Origin of the sequence: Streptomyces sp. DH10, assembly GCF_029813805.1 — a bacterium.
GTDB lineage: Bacteria > Actinomycetota > Actinomycetes > Streptomycetales > Streptomycetaceae > Streptomyces > Streptomyces coeruleofuscus.
In genome coordinates, this window is record NZ_JARVKU010000008.1 from 101,704 (window position 1) to 122,972 (window position 21,269).

A 21,269-nucleotide genomic window follows, 5' to 3' on the forward strand; every position below is an offset into this window, starting at 1 on the left:
AGCGGCTCACGTGGAGTTGTGAGCACCGACGATCCGGCGGGCGAGGTCGCGCAGTTTCACGTTCTCCCGCTGGGAGGCCCGCACCAGGCTCTCGAAGGCCGCGGCGGCGTCGATGCCCTGGCGTTCCATGAGGATGCCGGTGGCCTGGCCGATCAGGTCCCGCGTGTGCATGGCCTCGGTGAGCTGCTCGCGCACGGTGGCGGACTCCAGGGCGATGCTGACGTGCGTGGTGAACAGCCGGCCGATGCGGGTGGCGTCCTCGTCGAAGGCGCCCGGTTTGCGCGCGTAGGCCGTGAGCACGGTCAGCCGGCGGCGGTCGGCGCGCAGCCGCAGCGACAGCGCCGAGCGCAGCCCCAGGGCCGACAGCACGTCCCAGCCGTCGTCGTCCTCGCTGTCCGTCATCCGCACCACCGGGCTGTGCCACAACTGGTCCCAGTGCCCGTGCGGTTCCCGGCCGCCGTGCCGGGCCTCCGCGGAGCGCACGACGTCGTCGGTCCAGGCGAGCGTGCGGAGCTTGTTGCCGCGCTCGATCTCGGAGATGCCGGCGTGCTCGGCCCCGGGCATGAGGTGCACGGCCAGCCGGACCGCCGTGCGCAGCGTGTTGTGCGGTGAGGGGCTCTCGTGCAGCTGCTGAGACGCCACCGTCAGAGCCTCGGCCAGCTCGAAGCCGACCGGAAAACGGGGCAAATCAGGAAACTCGGACGCAGCCACCACGAACCTCTTCGGCATGCACGACCATGGCCGTGCGCAGGAGAGCTCCGCAGCACATTCCCGACTGCGAGCACAGGACGGACAGCACTCTAGCTGCTCGGTTGCGTCAAGGTGACGTCCGACCGACGGCCGCCACAGGCGCTTCCACAGCCGCGCTCCGGCATGGTGGAATGGCCCCACGGGTCAGGAAGCGGCCTTACCGGAATCCGGACGAACGTCTGCCAGGTGAGTTCTGTGACCTTCCTCCCGAATCCCACCGAATCGCGCGACCTGCCCGGCCGCGTCCACCTCACCATGCCCGCGGAGATCGACTTCTGCAACGCGGAGCAGCTGCTTCCGCTCATCGTGTCCGAGGCCAAGGCCCGCGATGACCGGCTGGAGGTGCTGGTCCTCGACCTCACCACGACCTGCTTCATGGACTCCCAGGGCATCCGCCTCATCAACGACATCCGCCACCGGCTGCCCCCCGGGGCCCGGCTGCGCCTGGTGGCCCGGCCGGAGGGTGTGGCCAGCCGCGTCCTCGAACTGACCGGCCTGCGCCGGGACGTGCCCGTGTACGACAACGTCGCCGAGGCCATGAAGTCGTAGGCTGCCGGACATGGCACCGAACATCGCTACGAACACCCGCGTCTCCCTCGACGAGTTGCTCGACTTCGTACGACCCCGGCACCACGCCATCCTGCTGACCCGGCGCGCCGACGGCGGCCCCCAGGGCTCGCCGCTGACCTGCGGGGTCGACGACTCGGGCCGGATCGTGGTCTCGACGTACCCGGAGCGGGCCAAGACCCGCAATGCCAGGCGGGACCCCCGGGTGAGCCTGATCGTCCTCAGCGACGACTGGAACGGTCCCTGGGTCCAGATCGACGGCACGGCGGAGGTCATCGACCCGCCCGACTCCGTCGAGCCGCTCGTGGAGTACTACCGGAACATCGCCGGGGAGCACCCCGACTGGGACGAGTACCGCGCGGCGATGCTCAAGCAGGGCAAGTCGATCATCCGCGTCACCCCCGAGCGGTGGGGGCCGGTGGCGACCGGCGGGTTCCCCGCACGGCTGGCCGAGGGGGAGTAGCCGGCCCTCCCGCTCAGGCCCCTGACTCCCGGGCGACCATCGCCTCGATGCCCGCGATCAGCAGTTCCAGTGCGAACTCGAAGTCGCGCTCCATCATCTCGGCGACCGTGTCGCCGCCGCGCGCCGCCATGATCTCCTGGGACTCACGCATGACGTCGGCTGCCTGCGGGGCCGCGGTCACGGTGCTCAGGGCCTGCTGGAAGTACTCGTCCACGGTCATGCCGCCGGCCTTGGCCCGGGCGGAGAGGTGGCCCTCCAGCGTGCCGTAGCCGTAGACGAACTGGAAGACGGCCGAGATCGTGCTCGTCAGGCGTTTCGCGGGCAGCCCGGTCCTGCGGACGACGCGCTGCACGGCCCGGGAGAAGGCCAGGTTGTGGGGGCCGATGTTGAGGAAGACGCCGACCAGCGCGGACACCCAGGGGTGACGCACCAGCAGCGTCCGGTACTCCCACGCGAGGGCCCGCACCTGGTCCCGCCAGTCCTCGTCGGCGTCCGGATCCGGCAGCCGCATCTCGCCCATGACCTCGTCCAGGGCGAGTTCGAGGAGGTCGTCCTTGGTGTCGACGTACCAGTAGACGGACATCGCGGTGACGCTCAGCTCACCTGCCAGCCGCCGCATCGAGAACTTGGCCAGCCCCTCGGCGTCCAGCAGCCGGACGGTGACCTCGATGATGCGCGCGCGGTCCAGCCCCGAGGGCTGCCCACCGCCGCGCCGCCGGTGCGCTTTGCCTTCCAGCCAGACGCTGGTCCGCGGCTGACTCTCCCGAGCCGCTTTCGCCATGGCGCACCTTCCTCATTTTCCTGATGCCGGTCATGCTAAGCGCCCTTCAGGGGCGCGGGGCTGTGTCGACCTGCGGCTCGGCCGCGTGGGCGCGACCAGCCCAAACGCTCCCGCAGCCGCCCCACTACCCAGCCACCCGAGCTCTTAGGCGGACTCTGCCCGCTCAGCCCGCCGCAACAACGCCGCCGCGACCAGGCCACCGGCGAGCACGGCCACAGCCCCGACCAGCTGACTGGTCTCCAGCCCGGAGGCGAACGCGTCGGAGATACGCGCCTTCTCCTCAGCCGAGTCCGCTGCCGCGAGTGCCGCCGGCAACGACGCCGCCGACACGGCGACCAGCGACGCGAACCGCGAATTGAGCACCGCACCGAGGACCGCCACACCGAGGCCGTTGCCGAACTCCGCGAGCGTCCCGTTGATCCCCGCTCCCACACCCGCCTTCTCCGGCGGTATCGCGCTCATGATCGCGTTGGCCATGGCCGGCATGGACAGCGCCACACCCGCGCCCATCACGACCAGGCCGAGCAGCATCCCGCCGTAGCCGTGCCCGCCGAGCAGCGCGATCGCCGCCAGCCCCGCCGACACCAGGGTCATGCCGAGCGCGATGGCCGCCGGCGTGCCTGACTTGAGCACCAGCTTCGCTCCGAGCCCGGTGAAGTTGAGCGCGACCACGGTCAGCGCGAGCGGCGCCGTGCGCAGACCGGCGTCCAGCGGCTCGTAACCGAGCACGAACTGAAGGTGCTGGGTGAGCAGGAACAGCGAGCCCGTCATGCCGAACGCCACGAGGATCGCGCCCGCGACCGCGCCCACGAACTTCTGGTTGCGGAAGAAGTGCATGTCGAGCATGGGGTGCTCGATCCGCAGCTCCCATGTCACGAACAGGCTGAGAACGATGACGCCGATCAGCGCGGAGAGCAGCACCTGCCCGGACGTCCAGCCGTGCTCGGGCCCTGTGATGATCGCGTACACGACGGCCGTCATGCCGATGGTCGACAGCACCGCGCCGACCAGGTCGGGACGGTCGCCCGCCTTGTGCTTGGACTCCGGTACGAGCGCCGCGACCGCGATCAGGCCGAGCACCGCGATGGGAATGTTGATCAGGAAGATCGCGCCCCACCAGAAGTGGTTCAGCATCACTCCGCCGATCAACGGCCCGGCCGCGAAACCGAGCGAACTGACCGTGGACCACAGCGCGATGGCCTTGACCCGCTCCTTGTCGTCGAAGATCTGCACGACGACGGCGAGGATCGTGGTCATCAGCAGCGCGCCGCCGACGCCCATGCCGGCGCGGGCCGCGATCAGCTGGGCCGGGCTCTGGGACAGGCCGGCCACCAGCGAGCCCAGACCGAAAATCGCCAGGCCCGACATCAGCAGCAGCTTGCGGCCGTAGCGGTCGGCGGCGTTGCCCGCCGTGAGCAGCAGGCCGGACTGCACCAGTGAGTAGGCGTTCATCATCCACTGGATGTCGGCGGTCGTCGCGTCCATCTCGCGGGTGAGCGAGGGGATCGCCACGTTCAGGATCGTGTTGTCGAGCAGGACGGTGAGCTGCGCGAGGCAGATGACACCGAGGATCAGCCAGCGCTGGGGGTGGCCGCCGTGTGCCGTCTGCGGCGGGGCCTCTTCCTGTGGGGACGTCGTCATGCTGTACACCGTAGAAGAATCCCATACGGCGTACAACCGAATAATCGCGCCACGGGAAAGGGGCGGTGGCCGGCGGCCACCGCCCCTCTCCCGGTCAGCGGACTGTCAGCCGCTCGCCTTCTGTGTGAGGTCGTAGAAGGTGGCCGAACCGACCGTGACCTTCTTGAAGTTGGCCTCGACCCAGGAGGTGATCCGGGACGACGAGCCGTCGCTGCCGCCGCCCATGCGGCCGCCCGCGCCGGAGGCGATGAAGTAGTGGATCTTCCCCTCCGCCACGTACGTCTTGAACCGCGCGAGCGTGGGGGACGGGTCCGTGCCGTTGAAGCCGCCGATGGCCATCACCGGCTCGCCGGTGGACAGCTGGTAACTCGCGGCGTTCTGGGCGCCGATGGCCGCCGCAGCCCAGGTGTACCGGCCGGCGTCGGTCTCCAGCAGCTTCTTGGCCTCGGAGCCGACGCCGGCGCCGTTGAGCAGACCGCCCATGCCGCCACCGCCGCCCATACGGCCGCCGTCGCCGGTCCGGCCGCCGGGGGTGGTGTTCTGGCCCTGCTGATTCGGGCCGCCGCCCGGGAAGCCGCCGTCCGGGAAACCGCCGCCGGGGAAGCCGTTGCCCTGCCCGCCCTGGGCGTTGCCGTTGCCGTTCTGCTGGTTGGGGCCGCCGCCCGGGAAACCGCCACCGCCCCCCGGCCCACCGCGACCGCCCGCGACCGCCGGTCCCGCGGTGACGATCGAGCCCGAGTGCCCCTCGTTCACCGTGGTCAGCGTGTACGCCGCCGGACCCGCCAGTGCGGCGATCAGGCCCAGTCCCGCCGCGCCCAGGGCCAGTCGGCGTCCCAGCCGGCCGGCGAAGATCAGGCCGAGGGCCGCCGTCAGACCGCCGACCAGGACGAACCACTTCAGCCAGGGCAGGTAGTCGGAGGAGCGGTTGAGCAGGACGTAGCCCCAGGCCGCGGTGGCCGTCGTCGCGGCCGCCAGGGTCAGCGACGCCCACGCCTTGTCACGCTTGTCCCAGAGCAGCGCCGAGCCCATGCCGATCAGCGGCGCGACGTAGGGGGCGAGCGCGACCGTGTAGTACTCGTGGAAGATGCCCTGCATGTAGCTGAAGACCAGCATGGTCGTGATCAGCGCGCCGCCCCAGACGAGGAACGAACCGCGCGTCACCGACGTACGGCGTGCCTTGCGCGTGACCACCAGGCCCGCCGCGAGAAGGATCAGCGCGGCCGGGATCAGCCAGGAGATCTGGCCTCCGATACTGGAGCCGAACAGGCGGTCCCAGCCGGTCTCGCCCCAGTTGCCACCGCCGTTGCCGCCACCGCCTCCGACGCTGCCGGTCTCGTCGCCGTTGAGGCGGCCCAGGCCGTTGTAGCCGAAGGTCAGTTCCAGGAAGCTGTTGTTCTGCGAGCCGCCGATGTACGGGCGGGAGGACGCGGGCCACAGCTCGACGATCGCGACCCACCAGCCGCCGGACGCGACCAGCGCGACCGTGGCCAGGGCCAGTTGCCCGAAGCGCTTCTTCACCGGCACCGGTGCGCACACCGCGTGGACGAGGGCGAGCGGCGGCAGGATCAGGAAGGCCTGGAGTGTCTTGGCGAGGAACGCGAAGCCGATGGCCACCCCGGCCCACACCAGCCACTTGGTACGGCCGTCCTCCACGGCCCGGATGACGAAGTAGCAGGCCACGGCCATCAGCAGGGCCAGCATCGCGTCCGGGTTGTTGAAGCGGAACATCAGCGCGGCGACGGGGGTGAGCGCGAGCACCGCGCCCGCGATCAGACCGGCCGCGGGGCTGAACCGGCGGCGCACGGCCGCGTACACGACGGCCACCGTGCCGACGCCCATGAGGACCTCGGGGACGAGGATCGCCCAGGAGCTGAGGCCGAACAGCCGCACGGACAGGGCCATCGGCCACAGCGCGGCCGGGGGCTTGTCGACGGTGATGGCGTTGGCGGCGTCCAGCGAGCCGAAGAACAGGGCCTTCCAGGACTGGCTGCCCGCCTGGACCGCTGCCGAGTAGAAGGAGTTGGCGTAGCCGGAGGCGCTCAGGTTGCAGAGGTAGAGCACCGCGGTCGCCAGCAGCAGGCCGAGGAACGCCGGGCGGGCCCAGCGGGGGTCCTCGGGCCGGCCGCGCCACAGCCGGTGCGGCAAGGGCCGCTTGGGTTCACCGGCGTCGGGGGCCGGTGCGGGGGCAGGCGGACGAGGGGTCCGGGGCTCGGGACTCGGGTCTCTGCCGGCGAGCTGCTGGTCGTAGTGGACGGTCATCGGAAGTCCCTCGCATCGGTGTCGTGGGGGCGCACCGGCAGCAGTTGCGCGGTGGCGTCCCTCCAGGTGCCGTCCGCGGCTTCGCCGACGCGGAACTGAGCGTTGTCGTATGAGGCGTATGAGCCTTTTGAGTCGTATGAGGCGACCACCGTCGTCTCGGCGTCGCGCCGGTCCGGGAACACCCACGCCCGGAAGAGCAGGAAGCGCAGCACGGTCGCCGCGAGGTTGGCGGCGATGAGCACCGCCAGTTCGGTGGAGTGCGCGGGCTCGGACGTGGCCGCGCCCAGCGCGGCGAGCGAGCCGCTGGTCAGGGAGAGCCCGATGCCGAAGACGACCAGGCCCTGCGCCTGGTGCCGTACGGCCCCGTCGCGCCCGCGCACCCCGAAGGTGAGCCGCCGGTTCGCGGCGGTGTTGGCGATCGCCGAGACCAGCAGGGCGAGGGCGTTGGCGGTCTGGGAGCCGGTGAAGACGCGGAAGCCGCTGTAGAGGAGCAGGTAGAAGAGGGTGGACAGGCCGCCGACGACGCAGAAGCCGACCAACTGGCGGGCCAGGCCCCGCGGTACGTCCTTGATCTCACGGTCGCGCGGGTCGTCGCCGAACGGCCGGGTGAGCCGGTCCAGCGGCAGCGAACCGGTGGCCAGGGCCCTGCCGATCCGCCACACGCCCCTGAGGTCGTCGGTCGCGGTCCTGACGATGTGCACGGTCGAGTCGGGATCGTCGACCCAGTCGACCGGCACCTCGTGGATCCGCAGCCCCCCGCGCTCGGCCAGCACCAGCATCTCGGTGTCGAAGAACCAGCCGGTGTCCTCGATCAGGGGCAGCAGCACCTGCGCCACGTCACGGCGGATCGCCTTGAACCCGCACTGGGCGTCCGAGAAGCGGGCCTGGAGCGACCCGCGCAGGATGAGGTTGTAGACCCGGCTGATGAACTCCCGCTTGGGGCCGCGCACCACGCGCGAGCTGCGGGCCAGCCGGGAGCCGATCGCGAGGTCGGAGTGGCCGGAGATCAGCGGCGCCACCAGCGGGAGCAGGGCGTTGAGGTCGGTGGACAGGTCCACGTCCATGTAGGCGAGGACCGGGGCGTCCGAGGCCGACCAGACGGCCCGCAGGGCCCGGCCGCGGCCCTTCTGCTCCAGGCGGAAGGTGGTGACCTCGGGGATCTCCGCCGCCAGCCGTGCCGCCACCCGCGGGGTGGTGTCCGTGGAGGCGTTGTCCGCGATCGTGATGCGGAACGCGTACGGGAACGTGCCGGCGAGGTGCTCGTGCAGTCTGCGGACGCACGGCTGGAGGTCCTTCTCCTCGTTGTAGACGGGGATCACTACGTCCAGGACAGGCGTACCGGCTGGTGCGGCCGGGAGGTGCTCCCGCGCCGGCAGGGTGCCGGGAGAAGAGTCGGTTCGCATGGAGCCGACTTTTGTCAGGCGCCCTGTCGTGCCCATGTGGTGACGCTGTGGCGTGCCTGTGAGGGCTGTCGCCGGCTCATGTCCGGCTGCGGCTGCGCCGGCAGCGCGGGCAGGTGCACCGTGAACACGGTCCGCCCGGGCACGCTGTCGACGGTCACGGCACCGCCGTGCGCGGTCGCCACGGCCTGCACGATGGCGAGGCCGAGACCGGTCGAGCCGGTGGCGCGGGTCCGCGCGGAGTCGCCGCGGGCGAACCGTTCGAAGACGTGCGGGAGCAACTCGGCCGGAATGCCCTGTCCGTCGTCCTCGACGTCGACGCACAGCCAGGTGCCGCGCCGCTGGACGCGGGCGGTGACGGTCGTGCCGGGCGGGGTGTGGGTGCGGGCGTTGCCGAGCAGGTTGACGAGGACCTGCTGGAGCCGGGCCGCGTCCGCCGACACGAGCGCGGGCTCGTCGGGCAGGTCGAGACGCCAGTTGTGGCCCTGGCCGGCCGCACGGGCGTCGCTGACGGTGTCCACGACGAGCGGTGCGAGGTCGGTCTGCTCGAACTGCAACGGCCGCCCGGCGTCCAGCCGGGCGAGCAGCAGCAGGTCCTCGACGAGCAGGGTCATGCGCCCGGCCTCGGACTCGATCCGCCCGAGGGCGTGCCGGGTGTCCGGCCCGACGTCCTCTGTGCCGCGCCGGGTCAGCTCGGCGTACCCGCGGATGGAGGCGAGCGGGGTGCGCAGCTCGTGACTGGCGTCGGCGACGAACTGCCTGACCCGCGTCTCGCTCTGCTGCCGTGCGTGCAGCGCGCCGTGGACGTGGTCGAGCATCCGGTTCAGCGCGGCACCGACCCGGCCCACCTCGGTGTGCGGGTCGGTCTCGGAGTCGGGGACCCGCTCGCTGAGGTTCACCTCGCCGGTGTGCAGCGGGAGTTCGGAGACCCGGGTGGCGGTGGCGGCTACGCGGCGGAGGGGGCGGGTGGCTACGCCGACCAGTACGGAAGCGGCCAGCCCTGCGGCGGCCAGCCCTGCCGCGGTGACACTGATCTCGACCAGGATGAGGGTGTTGATGGTGTTGGTGACGTCCGTGGTGGGGATGGCGACGTAGTAGCTGCCCTTGTCGCCTGACTTGTACTCGACCCGGTACTCGCCGAGGCCCGGGAGATCGACGGTTCTCACCGTCCCGTCCTGCGGCACGGAGGCGAGTGCGGCGGTCTGGGCGGAGTTCAGCGATCTCGCGCTCATCGGGTAGTTGTCCACGGACACGCCGTACTTGGACTCCGTGATCCGGCCGCCCTCGATCTTGGCGGCGACCGTGCCGCCCGGCTGCGGTCCCCGGGTGACGAAGTCGGTGAGGCTCTCCTCCTTCTTCTGCGCGGGCGCGTCGGAACCGCCGTTCAGATCCTCGCCGAAGTCCCTGGGAGGGCTCTGGGCGGCCCTGGCCGCGGCCCCGCGGAGTTGCTCGTCCAACTGCTCGTACAGATGTGACCGCAGGGCGAGGGTCGTCACGGTCCCGATCACCGCACACACCACGGCGATCAGCACCACGGACGCGACGACGAGCCGTGTCCGCAGCGTGCGCGGCTTGCCCGCTCGCGACGGCTTGCCCGCCCTCCGCTGCGTGCTCGGCCGTCGCCACCCGCTCATGCGGCCGCGGGCTTGATCAGGTAACCGGCACCACGCCGGGTGTGGATCATCGGCTCGCGCCCGGCGTCGATCTTCCGCCGCAGATACGAGATGTACAGCTCGACGACGTTGGCCTGCCCGCCGAAGTCGTACGACCACACGCGGTCGAGGATCTGCGCCTTGCTGAGCACGCGCCGCGGATTGCGCATCAGGAACCGCAGCAGCTCGAACTCGGTCGCGGTCAGGTGGATGTTCTGACCGGCCCGGGTGACCTCGTGGCTGTCCTCGTCGAGGGTCAGGTCGCCGACGACCAGCGTGGAGTCGGAGCGCCGGTCGGCGGCACCGGACCGCCGTATCAGCCCGCGCAGCCGTGCGACGACCTCTTCGAGGCTGAACGGCTTGGTGACATAGTCGTCCCCGCCGGCCGTCAGCCCGGCGATCCGATCCTCGAGGGCGTCCTTTGCGGTGAGGAAAAGGACCGGCACGTCGGGCAGTTCACGGCGCAGCCGCCCGAGCACGGCCAGCCCGTCCATGTCGGGCAGCATCATGTCGAGCACGACCGCGTCGGGCCGGAAGTCGCGCGCGGTCTGGATGGCGCCCGTGCCGTCACCGGCACTCCGGATCTGCCATCCCTCGTAGCGCAGGGCCATGGACAGCAGCTCGGTGATCGACATCTCGTCGTCCACCACAAGCACTCGGACGGGGCTCCCGTCCGGCCTCAGCAGTTCGGTGCGCCCCTGGGGCGAGGTCGTGGTCATGGTGCACACGATGTCGGCGTGCTCTGAGAGCGCCCTTTCGAGAGCCTGTGATTTCCCTGAGAAACACACAGGCGCTTCTCAGGGAACGCCTGTGAACGCCAGGGGGCGGCGGCCGGGGTCATCAGCGGGCCGGGTTCATCAGCAGGCCGGGGTCATCAGCAGGCCGCCTTCATCAGCGGGATTCATCAGCAGGTGGGTCAGAACAACCCGTCCTGCACACCCGCCTCCTCCTTGAACTCCCTCACAGGCGCGGTCAGTTCCGCACCACCGGCGGCCACCAGCCCCCACCCGCTCATCAGCCGCGTGTCCAGGACGACGACACCACGCCCGGTCGCCAGATGCAGATCGGGCCCGGCAGCGGCCACGAGCTCCCCGCTCACGACCCCACCGGCGACGAGCTCGCCCACCTCCCCGACGGCGACGGACAGCCCGGCGAGCCCGAACACCTCCACATGATCGACAACTCGCAGAGGCTCCCGCACGAGCGACTCCGGCCACGCGGGAAGCGCCAGGGCTCGCGCATGCAACTCGGCGACCTCGACCGCCCGGTCAGCCGCCGCCTCCGGCAACACGGCCCGCACGGCCCGCTTCTCGGCGTATGGAATCCGGTCGGGCACCCCCAGCGCGGCCCGCAACAGCTCCTCCGTACACCGCGCGGCCATGAGCGGCCCGACCCCGAGCCAGCTGAAGCACACGGCCCCCTGCTCCAACAGCCGCGCGGAGCCCCGCTCCTCCGCCGTGATCCCGACCTTGACCATGCCGGGCCCGAACCACGCCAGATACACCTGGTACGGCCGCGGATCGTCCGCGATCGTGTCGGCGGCCACGGAGTGCGCCCGGTCCAGCCGCGCACACTCCTCGCACCGCGCGCCCGTACTCCGCCCCGACACGGCCGCCCCCGTCGGACACGCATGCCCCCGAGCCCCCACACATGTCCGCACGCCCCCTTCCGCGACCCCGAAGGCCACCCGTTTCCCCCAGGTCAGCGCACTGCGCCGCCCACCGTCCCACGCCAGCACGGGACCGTCCGCCGACCACCGCAGCCCCGAGCACTTCCACGCCTGTGCCATCTCTGCCGAGACTAGAGGGCACCACTGACAACGGCGTCCGCGCGAGTCAACGCCCCGAGTCGGCAACCACGACAGCGGCCTCGGGCTCCCCGCCCACACTCACGTCACCGCGCACGACGACTCCCCCGGCCACCTCGTCCACACGGCCCGAGCCCGCGGTCCGCCGCCGCCCGGCCAGCCGGCACCCGAGGCACTCGTCATGCCCGGCCCACGCCCCCGAGTCCCGCACCCGCCACCCCCACTCCTCCCGGGGCCGGATCCCCGGCCCCTTCCCCCAGCCGGCCAGATGCAGCGCCCAGGTGACGAGCAGCGCGACCACACCGATCCCGACCCCACCGACGATCAGCACACCCGAAACGAAGCACACCCCCGCCCCCGCCACGGCGGCCCCGACACTCGCGATCCCGGTTCCGACCCACCCGGCGACCGTGTGCCCGTGGTCATACTGATGTGCGCTCACGCGCTGCCCCCTTTTCCACACGAATGACACGCGAAGCCCCCGGGGACCCGCCCGGAACCCCTTACCAACTAAGCGTTTAGAGCCCAAACATCTCACGAACTAAGGGATCTGGGAATGCAAGCCAAGCCGCGTCCGGCCGCCACGCCGGAGCAGGCACTGTCGGCGATGGACCACCTCATCGCGACCCACTTGGTCGGACAGCACGAGATCGCCCAACAGGTGGGCCTGAGTGTGACCGACCTCACCTGCTTCGCCTACGTCATCGAGGCCGGCGAGAACCTGCCCACGGCCGGCGACCTGGCGGCCCGCGTCCACGTCACCACGGGTGCGGTCACCGGCATCCTCAACCGCCTGGAACGCGCCGGCTACATCACCCGCCGCCCCGACCCGACCGACCGCCGCCGCATCCGCGTAGCCGCCCAGCCGGACGCGGTCGCCCGCGTCCGAGAGGTCTACGAGCCGTACTACGCCCGCCTCACGGATCTCTTCGCGGACTACTCCCCCGACGAGATCGCGGTCCTGAACGACTGGTTCACCCGCGCGAGCGCACTGGCGGCGAACTACTTGGAGGAGCACTGCCGCACGGACTGAAAGCCGCACGGCCCGGCGGACCCGGAGGCCGTGGCGGCCGAGCGAGAACGACTGACCGGCGGCTCTTCCGACGCCCGGGCGGCGGCCACCGCACTAAGTGGACCCTGCCCCGCTTGACCGTCGAGCTGGGCCGCTCGGTATGTGGCCCCCAGTGAGGCACGTCGAGCACCTGCGCCTCGAGGCTCGACGGACTCAGGTCCGGTCGGAGGCCGGGGCACGGTCCTTCCGGTCGCCTGCGGAGGACGACCGGCTCCACATCCGTGCCGCGTACCAGACCCAGTAGGCGACCACTGCCGCGTAGAACCAGAACCACAGGGACGACGGATCCGGGTCACGCAGCTTGTCGGCGAAGAGCAGCCCGAGGAGGAGCGCCAGCGCGGTCACGCCGTACAGCTTGCGCCGGGCCAGCCGCTGCTCCCTGCGCGGGCCTTCGGCCAGACGCATCGCGTACACCTCGGCGCGGCCGAAGGCGTTCTCGGCACTGTCGCCCGACGCAGCCAGATGGTGACGCGCCTCCTGCACATGGGCACGTGCCTCGACGGCGGGCATGGCGTGGCGTCCGCGCAACAGGCCCTCCACATGCGACAGCCAGCGCTCGTCACTGCCCTGAAGCCTCGGGGTGAGCCAGCGGTCGACGGTGGTGTCGGGCAGCAGCACGGCCGCGGCGGTCAAGGCGCCGCCTGCCGCTGCCAGCAAGGGGACAGGGAAAGAGAAGAGCGGTTCGCCGGGCAATACGTCGGCAGCGGCGGCGCCGACCACCACCGTGATGACCGCCACCGTGCCGAAGGCCCATGCGCCGACGATCCGCCCCGCGCTCCACGCAGCGAAGACGACGGCTGCCAGGACGGCGGCGAGGACCACAGTCGCGAATCCCGTGATCGACGACCAACTGGCCTGCGCCCAGAGGCCGTCGCGGATCCACTGCAGAACGGCGACGAGGAGCCCCACAGCGCCCAGCGTCGCAAGGGACGAGGTGAGACGCTCGCCCGGCGTCATACCGCGTGTGTCGACCCGCGCGCGGCACTCTTCTCCGATGCGTTCTCCGGCCACGGATCGCGCGTACTCCGCAGGGGGGCCGAAGAGGTCGCGTGCCGTACCGCCAGTCTCGGTCACGGCGTCATGGGCCTCCGCCAGTATCTGGTGGACCAGGTCGACGGGAGCCTGCTGATCGAGTATGAGACGCAGTTCGACGACCGCCGCCCACTTCTCGTCGTCCTCACACGGCCAGTTGAGGTTCTCCGTGGTGGTCATGACTCTCCCCCTGTGCGCTCTCCGAGAAGCGAGGCGATCGTTCTGTTGAGGTCGCGCCAAGCGGCGCTCTCCCGCCTCAGTCGCTCCCGCCCCTCCTCGGTGATGCGGTAGTACTTCCGTCCGGGACCGCCTTCGCCGGCACCCCACTCGACCTCCACCGCGCCCTCTTCCTGAAGTCGCGTCAGGGCGGGATACAGGGTCGCGGGCTTCACGCTCTCCAGGCCCGCGTCACTGAGGCGGCTCAGAAGTGCGTACCCGTAGTTCTTCTCTTCCGCGTCCAGCACCCCCAGCAAGCAGAGTGGCAACACCGCTCGCGTCCACGACGTGTTCCCCGGCACCGGTCGCCCCCTGGCATTTCGCCTTCACCAACTATTCCATTATCCATAATAGTTGCGCGTGCGTAAGTCTCCCTGGAAGCGACCATGGAGCGATCAGGGCGCGACCGCGAACCAGGGGCGTGTGGACGTGCTGCCGCACCTGCTCCGGACCGCTACGCCCCAGGAGCCCGGTACCGGATCTGCTCGGCTGCCCGCAGGGCCTCCATCGTTTCGTCGACGGTGAGGAGAACCGTTGTCTCGAGCGAACTCAGCGCGCCGCCTCCGCTGATCGCCAGGGCGACCGCGGCCATGGACACGTTGTCCGGGGCCTCCCACAGGGTGTAACCGTCGTGCGTGCCGAAGGCGTACCAGAAGCCGTGGAGCTTCCCGCCGACGGACTCGATGTACGACCGAGCGGCCTCGGCCCGGTCCTCCGGGCGGCCGATCAGCCTCGCCCAGGTCTCCGGGGTGTAGCTGAACTTCGACAGGTAGAGCGGCATCGTGTCTCCCTTTCGTCCCAGCAAGGGATGCCCCCACGGGGCGGGAAGGACCCGGCGTCGACCCGCGCGTCCCCCGAACGGCCGGGGACGATGTGCGCCCATCGAGTCGGGAAACGCCAGAGGCCCCGGAGTGATCCGGGGCCTCTGGTCTGTGTGCACTCGGCAGGATTCGAACCTGCAACCTTCTGATCCGTAGGATCGGGCAGGGCGTCCTGCTGGATGACGACAGCCTCTGATGCCGATCGCCCAGGTCAGCGGTCGCGAGCGAGCGTGTGCCGTCGTTGCCGTCAGAGCTGCCGTCAAGTTGATGCTCTACGACACCGCCAAGTGTCCGCCCAGGTCGCAGCAGAGCCGCTCGCACCGACCCCACCTGAGTGATAGCTGACACCCAACTAATGACCTGAGTCGGAGATTCGTCGGCAGTAGGCGGCTACTTTGTCGAGGATCTCGTCGGCGGTCTTCGTCCAGATGAACGGCCTGGGGTGCTCGTTCCAGTCGGCGAGCCAGGAACGGATGTCGCGTTCGAGGGCCTGGACGGAGCGGTGGACACCGCGCTTGCGCTTCTTCTGCGTGAGCTCGGCGAACCACCGCTCCACCAGGTTCAGCCAGGACGAACTCGTCGGCGTGAAGTGCAGATGGAAACGCGGATGCGCCACCAGCCACTGCTTGACGGCGGGCGTCTTGTGGGTGACGTAGTTGTCCACGATCAGGTGCACATCGAGCTCGGCGGGCACCTCCTTGTCCAGCTTGGCCAGGAACTTCTTGAACTCCACGGCCCGATGCCTGCGGTGCAGAGAGCCGATCACTCTGCCGGTGGCGACCTCCAGGGCCGCGAACAGAGTGGTGGTGCCGGCCCTGACGTAGTCGTGACTGCGACGCTCGGGAACCCCGGGCATCATCGCCAACACCGGCTGGGACCGGTCCAGGGCCTGGATCTGAGACTTCTCGTCCACGCATAGGACGAGGGCCTGGGTTGCGGCTTGTCGCCGACCGCGAGGTTCTTTGGATCAGCCCTGTCGCGGCAAGGTCTACGGTGGACCGCGTGCCCTGTCCGCCGTGCTGATGTGCGGACGGAAGCGCCGGTGGTGGCTCGGGGTTGTTCTTCGGCTGCGGCCTGTCAACTTGCTGGCCCGTGGCCTCTACCAGGCTGCCGCAAAGAACCGCCATCGCCTGCCGGGCGGCACAGCCACCTGCTCTCTCCCGGCCCACATGCGTGGGAAACCGGACCGCCAACCCCTACTTCAGCGAGGGCTGCGGCGGTACCACTGCGGGTGTTGTCCCGATCATGGCTTCGGCTCCTATGCCACTTGTGCGCTGGAAGGCACGCCGCCCCAGCCGTCCGAGAGCGCGGTAGAAGCGGTCTGGCAGGAACGCGGCATCTGCAACGATCATCGCGCCGGAGAAAAGTGGCAGCCCCATGAACAACGCGATATTCACGTGCATGCCGAACAGCAGAAGCAGGACCGGGTATTTCATCCTGCTGAACAGGGTGAACGGAAAGGCGACCTGCACCAGCACCGTCAGGTAGGCGACGACGGCGATCAGCACATGATGGCCAGCGATCATCTGGGACAGTTCCGGCCAGGGCCGGAACAGGTCGATGCTCAGGACGTAGTGAAGGGCGGTGCCATCGCCCCACTTCGCACCCTGCACCTTGTACAGGCCCGCGCATCCGTAGAGGAAGCAGACCTGAGCGGCGATGACGAACATGCCGCAGTTGTGCAGCACGGTGGTCAGGATGACGCGGGAGTCGCCGAGATGGTGCCGGAGGTCGCAACTCCGCGGGCCTGCGGTCCTACCCGCCGACGCCTGGCGCCGGGTCCTGCGGGCGTCGAGGGACCAGCGCCGGCCGCACGCGGTGAAGACGAGGTAGACAGCCATGAGGACCATGAGGTTGTCTCCGCCGTCGGCCATGTAGATCGCCCTGGCATGGAACGACACCACCACCACCGCGAACAGCACGGACACCACTCGCGTCCGGCAGCCCAGCAGGAACAGCGCACACGTCACCAGGGCCATGGCGTAGCAGGCCTCGAAGTACATGTGGCTGTCGGACAGGGTGAGGAGGCTGGCCCATCCGCTCTGGTCGAACATCTGCCTGGCCAGCGCGGGCGTCCACGGTGCATCCGGGCCCCACATGTCGTGCCGGTGGGGAAACTCGCGGAGCAGGAAGACGAGGTAGAGCAGCCCGTACCCGATGCGCATCACCGCCGCCGCGTACAGGGACACCGGCCGCTCGGTCAGGAGCGCGACGAGCACCTGGGCCCCGTCGAACACACGCTGCGACATGCGAACGGCTGCTCGTTCGGTTACCCGAGCGGACGCCGTGGGCGCTGCAACCGGTCGCTGTTCAGTCCGTTCCATGAGAGGCCACCTTCCACCAGGGCAGATACCGCGTTTGGGCCCGCGTCGATGCCGTGGTCGCCGGAGGATTTCCACCCACTGCGCCGGGCGCGGCGACGGGCCGTGAGATCACCCGCAACTGGATGGAGTCAAAGGCGCCGCCTTGTTTCGCGGCGACGCGTTCCGCCGCGATGTTGCGCAGATACTTCTCAATCATCAGAGCCCGCTCCGAATGCGGCCGGTTGTCGCTGCCGTGCGTTTTTAGATACACATTCCATGCCTGACGCAGCATGTTCTGTGCCGTATGGCTCGGAAAGACATTGTGCTTGACGGCAGCATCGTCCGCAGCGGTCAGATCGATCCAGCCACTCACCTGTGTGGTGCCGTCCGGCCCCGTCTGGCTGACCCTCGCAGAAATCTGCCGGTTGGCCGACTGAGGGTTCGGGGCGAATAGCCGCCAGTTCTGCTCAAAAAAGGGCCGGACCCACGCATTGACCTGTCGGCTGTACGCCTGCGAGATGACGTTCGGAGGCGCCACGTACAGAAACACCAGGAATACATGGACCAGAGTCACCGCCAGGCACAGGGCCACCGCGATTCCCGTTACGGCGCTCAGTGGGCGGGGCGGCCCCAAATCCCCCCGGGAGTCAGCCGGTCCCCCGTCACCATTCTGTGCTGCCGATTCAGCGCTGGTCTGTCGCGCGTACTTCACGTATTTCGAATCAGCACCTCTCAGCACGGCCCCACCCGGTCTTTCCCTACCTGACTGCTCACACCCGCTGCTCCTGCTTCCGCATGCGGCACGCGACGGAAGCCCATGACGATCCGCCGCGCGCCGCCCGTCTAACATTCAGTGCTGGAAGGGCACCTCAGGCACATTGGGCAGCCCGTACTCGCCCGACTCCTTGTCATGAGCGGGCTTTCCCGGCTTGCCACCGTGACCGGGCTTTCCCGGCTTGCCACCGTGACCGGGCTTTCCCGGCTTGCCACCGTGACCGGGCTTTCCCGGCTTGTGGCAGTCACAGTCGTGTCCGCCCGTCGCAGCATCACCCGTCGCAGCATCGCCCGTCGCAGCATCGCCCGTCGCAGCATCACCGGTGGCAGCGTCACCCGTCGCAGCATCGCCCGTCGCAGCATCACCGGTGGCAGCGTCACCCGTCGCAGCATCGCCCGTCGCAGCATCACCGGTGGCAGCGTCACCCGTCGCAGCATCACCGGTGGTCGTGGTGGTGGTGTCGTCACACTCCGGCCTGGTGATCACGTTGTTGTCCAGCGTCACGGCCCCGTTGCGGGCCAGCACCCGGCCCTCGACGGTCGCCCCACTGTTGACAGTGATCGAGGTGAGCGCCATAAGGGTGCCCACGAAGTTGGAGCCCGATCCGAGCGTGGCCGATTCGTCGGTTACCCAGAACACGTTGCACGCCTGGGCGCCGTTCTGAAGGACGATGTTGCTCCCAGACGCCGTCGTCAGGCCGGCCGGAACCTTGAACACCCAGACGGCGTCGGGGTTGCCCCCGGCATCCAGCGTCCAGGTACCGTTTACCAGCAGACCGGACTCGACGGCGTAGGTGCCCGGAATCAGTGTGGGCGTCACGGGTGCTGCGGAAAGGTTGAATTCCGTGGGCTGGCCGAAGGCGTCGTCGTACGCCGTACCAAGGGCGGCCTGCGCTCCTGCCGCCTCCGCGCCCGCGAAAATCGTCCCGTCGACCACCGTCCCGGGCGGGAATCCGGTGATGGCCGTTCCCGGAGATACACCGACGTCTCCGGTGACCACAGAAGGTCCTGTGTTGGTGACCGTGGAACCGGCCAGTACCGCGTAGCTTTCCGCCTCACCCAGATCCACGAATGTCGCTGCATCTGCTCGCATAGGCGTCACGGCCACAACGGCGGCAGCGACTAGCAGAGTGAGTACCCCCGCGATCCAGGCCATCAATGTGCGCCGTTGTGGCACATCGGGGATGTTGAGTGTCATCGAGTTTCCAACTCCTATGGGGGGCTCCGGCGTTCCGTGTCGAAAGAACCGCCTCTTCTGTCGGCGGAATATTACGCAGGCGCCTGCCACCGGTGACGATTCACTCGGGCGGTGTCGCAGGAATCAATCAATATGCATCAAGCAACGTACGATGAATGTTGAGCCGAATGACTGCCCCTGTCCGTGCAGCAACCCGCCGCGGAGCTGTCAATCGTCCGCATCAGCCACCTCTTTCAGCGTGACGACTGATCGGGAGACGGTCATGGGTTGTGCAACGCACAAGGCTCCCGTGCCTTTGGACGAGCGCTCATCCCAGCAGCACTGAGCGAGAGCTGGCGACACGGGTATCCACCTGACAAGCGGCAGGCGCTGGCAGCTCTCCTGGCCAGGTCAGCCAGGCAACCTCCTGTAGATCACCTCAGCTTCTCAAGCTGAGGTCTCGGTGAAATTCCCTGCAGTCGCTCGTGGTCTCGTCCGCCTGACGCTCAGTCCGAGCCGGAGCGGGGCCCTCAGCGGCGTATCTCGTCAGGGTGACGCGAAAACAGGGGGAACATGTACGCGCCCCCAGATCGGTCTGAGATCCTGGAGGCCGATCGAGAGGGGCCGCAGGTATGGAGTGGAAGACCCACGGTGAGCGACAGGTCTATACCAATAAGTGGGTGAATCTGTGTCTGGTCGACGTCCAGCAACCTGACGGGCGCAGGTGGGAGTACCACGTCGTCCGCCTCCGGCACCTGGCCGTTGCCGCCGTGGTCAACGAGCGTCAAGAGGTCTTGATGATGTGGCGGCACCGCTTCATCACGGACTCATGGGCCTGGGAGCTGCCCATGGGTCTGGTCGAGGACGGCGAGACCCCGGAGGAAGCAGCGGCCCGCGAAGTCCTGGAAGAGACCGGCTGGCGCCCCGGCCCGATCAAGCCTCTGATCTATGCCGAGCCGGCGAACGGGATCACCGACTCGCAACACCACGTCTTCCGCATCGACGGCGCCACGTACGCCGGTCCGCCCACGGAGAAAAACGAGTCCGACCGCATCGAGTGGATCCCCCTCTCAGAGGTGCGCGGGATGATAGACCGCCGCGAGGTCGTGAGCAGCGGATCTCTCGTCGGGCTGCTCTACCTGCTCATGGACGAAGCGATCCGCTGACCGGCGGGAGGAGTTCCCGTAGCCGTGCCTCGAAGGCAAGGGCTACGGGCTCCTGCCTGTGTGGGGCCAACTGGTCGTAGAACTCCCTGAGGTGCCCTGACACACGCTCGGAGGCAACCGCCGACGCGGGCTCAAGAGCTTGCGTGGCGGTGTGGCACGCCTGGTCAAGCTTGCCCTGGTCCAGCTGCTTACGGGCCAGCCAGAACGAGTGGAACGCGCGGCCTCGCTGGTTGGTGTGGTGCTCCCGCCGCAGGGCGTCAGCGATCAAGGGTTCGGCAGTCGCCGCTTCGCCCAGTCGGCCATGGGCGATGCCCGTGTCCACGATGAGCTTCGGCTCATCGAAGTAGGTCACCCATGAGGGGTCCGGATCGCTCGCCCCGATCTGCTCGAATTGGCTGTGTGCTTCCCCGATCGCCCGGTGCGTGTCATTACGGTTGCCGAGAGTGGCGTGGGCGAAGGCTTCCCGCATGGCCAGCATCGACATGACGCGCGGCGTGCTGCCAAGTGCTGATCGAGCCTGGTCTTGGGCGGCGGTCACGAGTGCCAATGAGTCCGCGGGCTTGTCCTGGTAGGTCGCCTGCAAGCTCATGCAGGCAAGGACGTTGGCCATGAACTGCCGGTCGTCGATCTCCTTCGCCAGTTGCAGGGCCTCGGTGAAGTACGCGCGAGCCTGGTTGTACTGGCGGGCGTCGAAGTAGGTCCAGCCTGTCAGGCGTGCCAGCTCGGCCGCGATGCCGTACAGGCCGTTCTGGATCGACGGCGGTCGGCTCTCCTTCAAGAGTCCGACGACATAGCGGAGCTGGCCGACGATGGCGGGCCGCAGTGCTTCGCCACCGTGCTGGTCGTCTCGTCGCCAGTAGTCCTCGATGGATGAGCGGAAGGCTTCAAGCGTTGCCGCGTTCAGGCTCGTTCGAGTGGCGAGTGCCAAGATGCTGTCCACATCGGGACCTGGCAGAGACGCGGGGGCAGGCTGCTCGGCTTCCGGTATCTGGGGTACCTCGCGCTCGTCGACCACCAGGGCCTGGGGCGTCTCCCACGCTCGGCGGGCAAGCCCGAGCATGTCTCCTGGGATGCGCAAACCGTCTGAGATTCGCTCGATGACATCCATGTGCTGCAAGTGGCGGCGGCCTGCGATGACTTCGCCCACTCGGCTCGGTGTCAGGTCACAACGCCGGGCGATCATCGAGGGGTAGATGCCCGCCCTGACCTTCACCAGCCGGAAGACTCTGGCGAAGTCCCGGACTCGACACGCATCGCTCATCTCGGGATCGGTGAGCAGCCTGGCCGGCAGTTCCTGCGGCCGGTCCGGGTCGGGCATCGGCAAGCTCCCACACTGCGAGGGCTACGCAACGTCGCTGGTTCTCTACTTCCCGCGATGTTACCCAAGT

At 69.1% G+C, this 21,269-nt stretch carries 20 protein-coding genes and 1 pseudogene; 4 read left to right on the forward strand and 17 right to left on the reverse strand.

Annotation, left to right across the window (positions count from 1 at the left end; translation table 11 throughout):
- Window positions 1-6: 6 nt before the first annotated feature.
- Complete coding sequence (locus tag QC385_RS18620; RefSeq protein WP_279542439.1) at window positions 7-729, reverse strand: ANTAR domain-containing protein; 723 nt, start codon at window positions 727-729, stop codon at window positions 7-9.
- Between the two features lie 207 nt (window positions 730-936).
- Here QC385_RS18620 and QC385_RS18625 point away from each other — a divergent pair, with 207 nt between their 5' ends.
- Entirely contained in the window at window positions 937-1,299 is a 363-nt protein-coding gene (locus tag QC385_RS18625) for an STAS domain-containing protein (protein WP_279542440.1), read from the forward strand.
- Window positions 1,300-1,309: 10 nt separating this feature from the next.
- On the forward strand, window positions 1,310-1,780 hold the full coding sequence (locus QC385_RS18630; protein WP_279542441.1) for a PPOX class F420-dependent oxidoreductase: 471 nt from the start codon (window positions 1,310-1,312) through the stop codon (window positions 1,778-1,780).
- A 13-nt stretch (window positions 1,781-1,793) separates the two neighbouring features.
- On the opposite strand, the gene QC385_RS18635 is transcribed toward QC385_RS18630, so the two are convergent.
- From QC385_RS18635 to QC385_RS18670, 8 genes are all read right to left on the reverse strand, one after another.
- Window positions 1,794-2,561 (reverse strand): TetR/AcrR family transcriptional regulator, encoded by a 768-nt coding sequence (locus tag QC385_RS18635; protein WP_279542442.1) that lies wholly within the window; start codon window positions 2,559-2,561, stop codon window positions 1,794-1,796.
- 144 nt (window positions 2,562-2,705) lie between these two features.
- Entirely contained in the window at window positions 2,706-4,202 is a 1,497-nt protein-coding gene (locus QC385_RS18640) for an MFS transporter (RefSeq protein WP_279542443.1), read from the reverse strand.
- Window positions 4,203-4,307: 105 nt separating this feature from the next.
- Window positions 4,308-6,461 carry an ArnT family glycosyltransferase gene (locus QC385_RS18645; RefSeq protein WP_279542444.1) on the reverse strand — a complete coding sequence of 718 codons (2,154 nt, stop codon included), beginning with the start codon at window positions 6,459-6,461 and terminating at the stop codon, window positions 4,308-4,310.
- Window positions 6,458-7,864 carry a bifunctional glycosyltransferase family 2/GtrA family protein gene (locus QC385_RS18650; RefSeq protein WP_279542445.1) on the reverse strand — a complete coding sequence of 469 codons (1,407 nt, stop codon included), beginning with the start codon at window positions 7,862-7,864 and terminating at the stop codon, window positions 6,458-6,460. Before QC385_RS18650 ends, QC385_RS18645 begins: the two co-directional genes overlap by 4 nt.
- A gap of 14 nt (window positions 7,865-7,878) precedes the next feature.
- Complete coding sequence (locus tag QC385_RS18655) at window positions 7,879-9,495, reverse strand: sensor histidine kinase (RefSeq protein WP_279542446.1); 1,617 nt, start codon at window positions 9,493-9,495, stop codon at window positions 7,879-7,881.
- A complete protein-coding gene (locus tag QC385_RS18660) occupies window positions 9,492-10,232 on the reverse strand; it encodes a response regulator transcription factor (RefSeq protein ID WP_279542447.1) in 741 nt (246 codons plus the stop codon). The genes QC385_RS18655 and QC385_RS18660 overlap by 4 nt, the downstream gene beginning before the upstream one ends.
- 197 nt (window positions 10,233-10,429) lie before the next feature.
- Window positions 10,430-11,302: a DUF2797 domain-containing protein gene (locus tag QC385_RS18665; RefSeq protein WP_279542448.1), complete on the reverse strand. Its 873-nt coding sequence runs from the start codon at window positions 11,300-11,302 to the stop codon at window positions 10,430-10,432.
- Window positions 11,303-11,348: 46 nt separating this feature from the next.
- The gene (locus QC385_RS18670) at window positions 11,349-11,762 is read right to left on the reverse strand and encodes an HGxxPAAW family protein (protein WP_279542449.1); all 414 of its coding nucleotides are present in this window, start codon (window positions 11,760-11,762) and stop codon (window positions 11,349-11,351) included.
- A gap of 114 nt (window positions 11,763-11,876) precedes the next feature.
- Here QC385_RS18670 and QC385_RS18675 point away from each other — a divergent pair, with 114 nt between their 5' ends.
- A complete protein-coding gene (locus tag QC385_RS18675; protein WP_279542450.1) occupies window positions 11,877-12,353 on the forward strand; it encodes a MarR family winged helix-turn-helix transcriptional regulator in 477 nt (158 codons plus the stop codon).
- A 192-nt stretch (window positions 12,354-12,545) separates the two neighbouring features.
- Here the strand turns inward: QC385_RS18675 and QC385_RS18680 are convergent, their stop codons facing one another.
- From QC385_RS18680 to QC385_RS18710, 7 genes and pseudogenes are all read right to left on the reverse strand, one after another.
- Window positions 12,546-13,604, reverse strand: coding sequence for a hypothetical protein (locus tag QC385_RS18680; RefSeq protein WP_279542451.1), 1,059 nt, complete (start codon window positions 13,602-13,604; stop codon window positions 12,546-12,548).
- On the reverse strand, window positions 13,601-13,888 hold the full coding sequence (locus tag QC385_RS18685; RefSeq protein ID WP_279542452.1) for a PadR family transcriptional regulator: 288 nt from the start codon (window positions 13,886-13,888) through the stop codon (window positions 13,601-13,603). Before QC385_RS18685 ends, QC385_RS18680 begins: the two co-directional genes overlap by 4 nt.
- A gap of 206 nt (window positions 13,889-14,094) precedes the next feature.
- Window positions 14,095-14,421 carry a GYD domain-containing protein gene (locus QC385_RS18690; RefSeq protein WP_279542453.1) on the reverse strand — a complete coding sequence of 109 codons (327 nt, stop codon included), beginning with the start codon at window positions 14,419-14,421 and terminating at the stop codon, window positions 14,095-14,097.
- Window positions 14,422-14,813: 392 nt separating this feature from the next.
- A pseudogene (locus QC385_RS18695) lies at window positions 14,814-15,392 on the reverse strand (IS630 family transposase); the annotation flags it as partial.
- Window positions 15,393-15,657: 265 nt separating this feature from the next.
- Window positions 15,658-16,710, reverse strand: a complete 1,053-nt coding sequence (locus QC385_RS18700) for an HTTM domain-containing protein (RefSeq protein ID WP_279542454.1) — start codon at window positions 16,708-16,710, stop codon at window positions 15,658-15,660.
- A 61-nt stretch (window positions 16,711-16,771) separates the two neighbouring features.
- Complete coding sequence (locus QC385_RS18705) at window positions 16,772-17,356, reverse strand: DUF5819 family protein (protein WP_336621305.1); 585 nt, start codon at window positions 17,354-17,356, stop codon at window positions 16,772-16,774.
- A gap of 258 nt (window positions 17,357-17,614) precedes the next feature.
- The gene (locus tag QC385_RS18710; protein WP_279542455.1) at window positions 17,615-18,736 is read right to left on the reverse strand and encodes an ice-binding family protein; all 1,122 of its coding nucleotides are present in this window, start codon (window positions 18,734-18,736) and stop codon (window positions 17,615-17,617) included.
- Window positions 18,737-19,347: 611 nt separating this feature from the next.
- Between QC385_RS18710 and QC385_RS18715 the strand changes: the two genes are divergently transcribed.
- Entirely contained in the window at window positions 19,348-19,881 is a 534-nt protein-coding gene (locus QC385_RS18715; RefSeq protein ID WP_264932373.1) for an NUDIX hydrolase, read from the forward strand.
- Here the strand turns inward: QC385_RS18715 and QC385_RS18720 are convergent.
- A complete protein-coding gene (locus QC385_RS18720) occupies window positions 19,859-21,199 on the reverse strand; it encodes a hypothetical protein (protein ID WP_279542456.1) in 1,341 nt (446 codons plus the stop codon). The genes QC385_RS18715 and QC385_RS18720 overlap by 23 nt on opposite strands.
- Window positions 21,200-21,269: the final 70 nt, after the last annotated feature.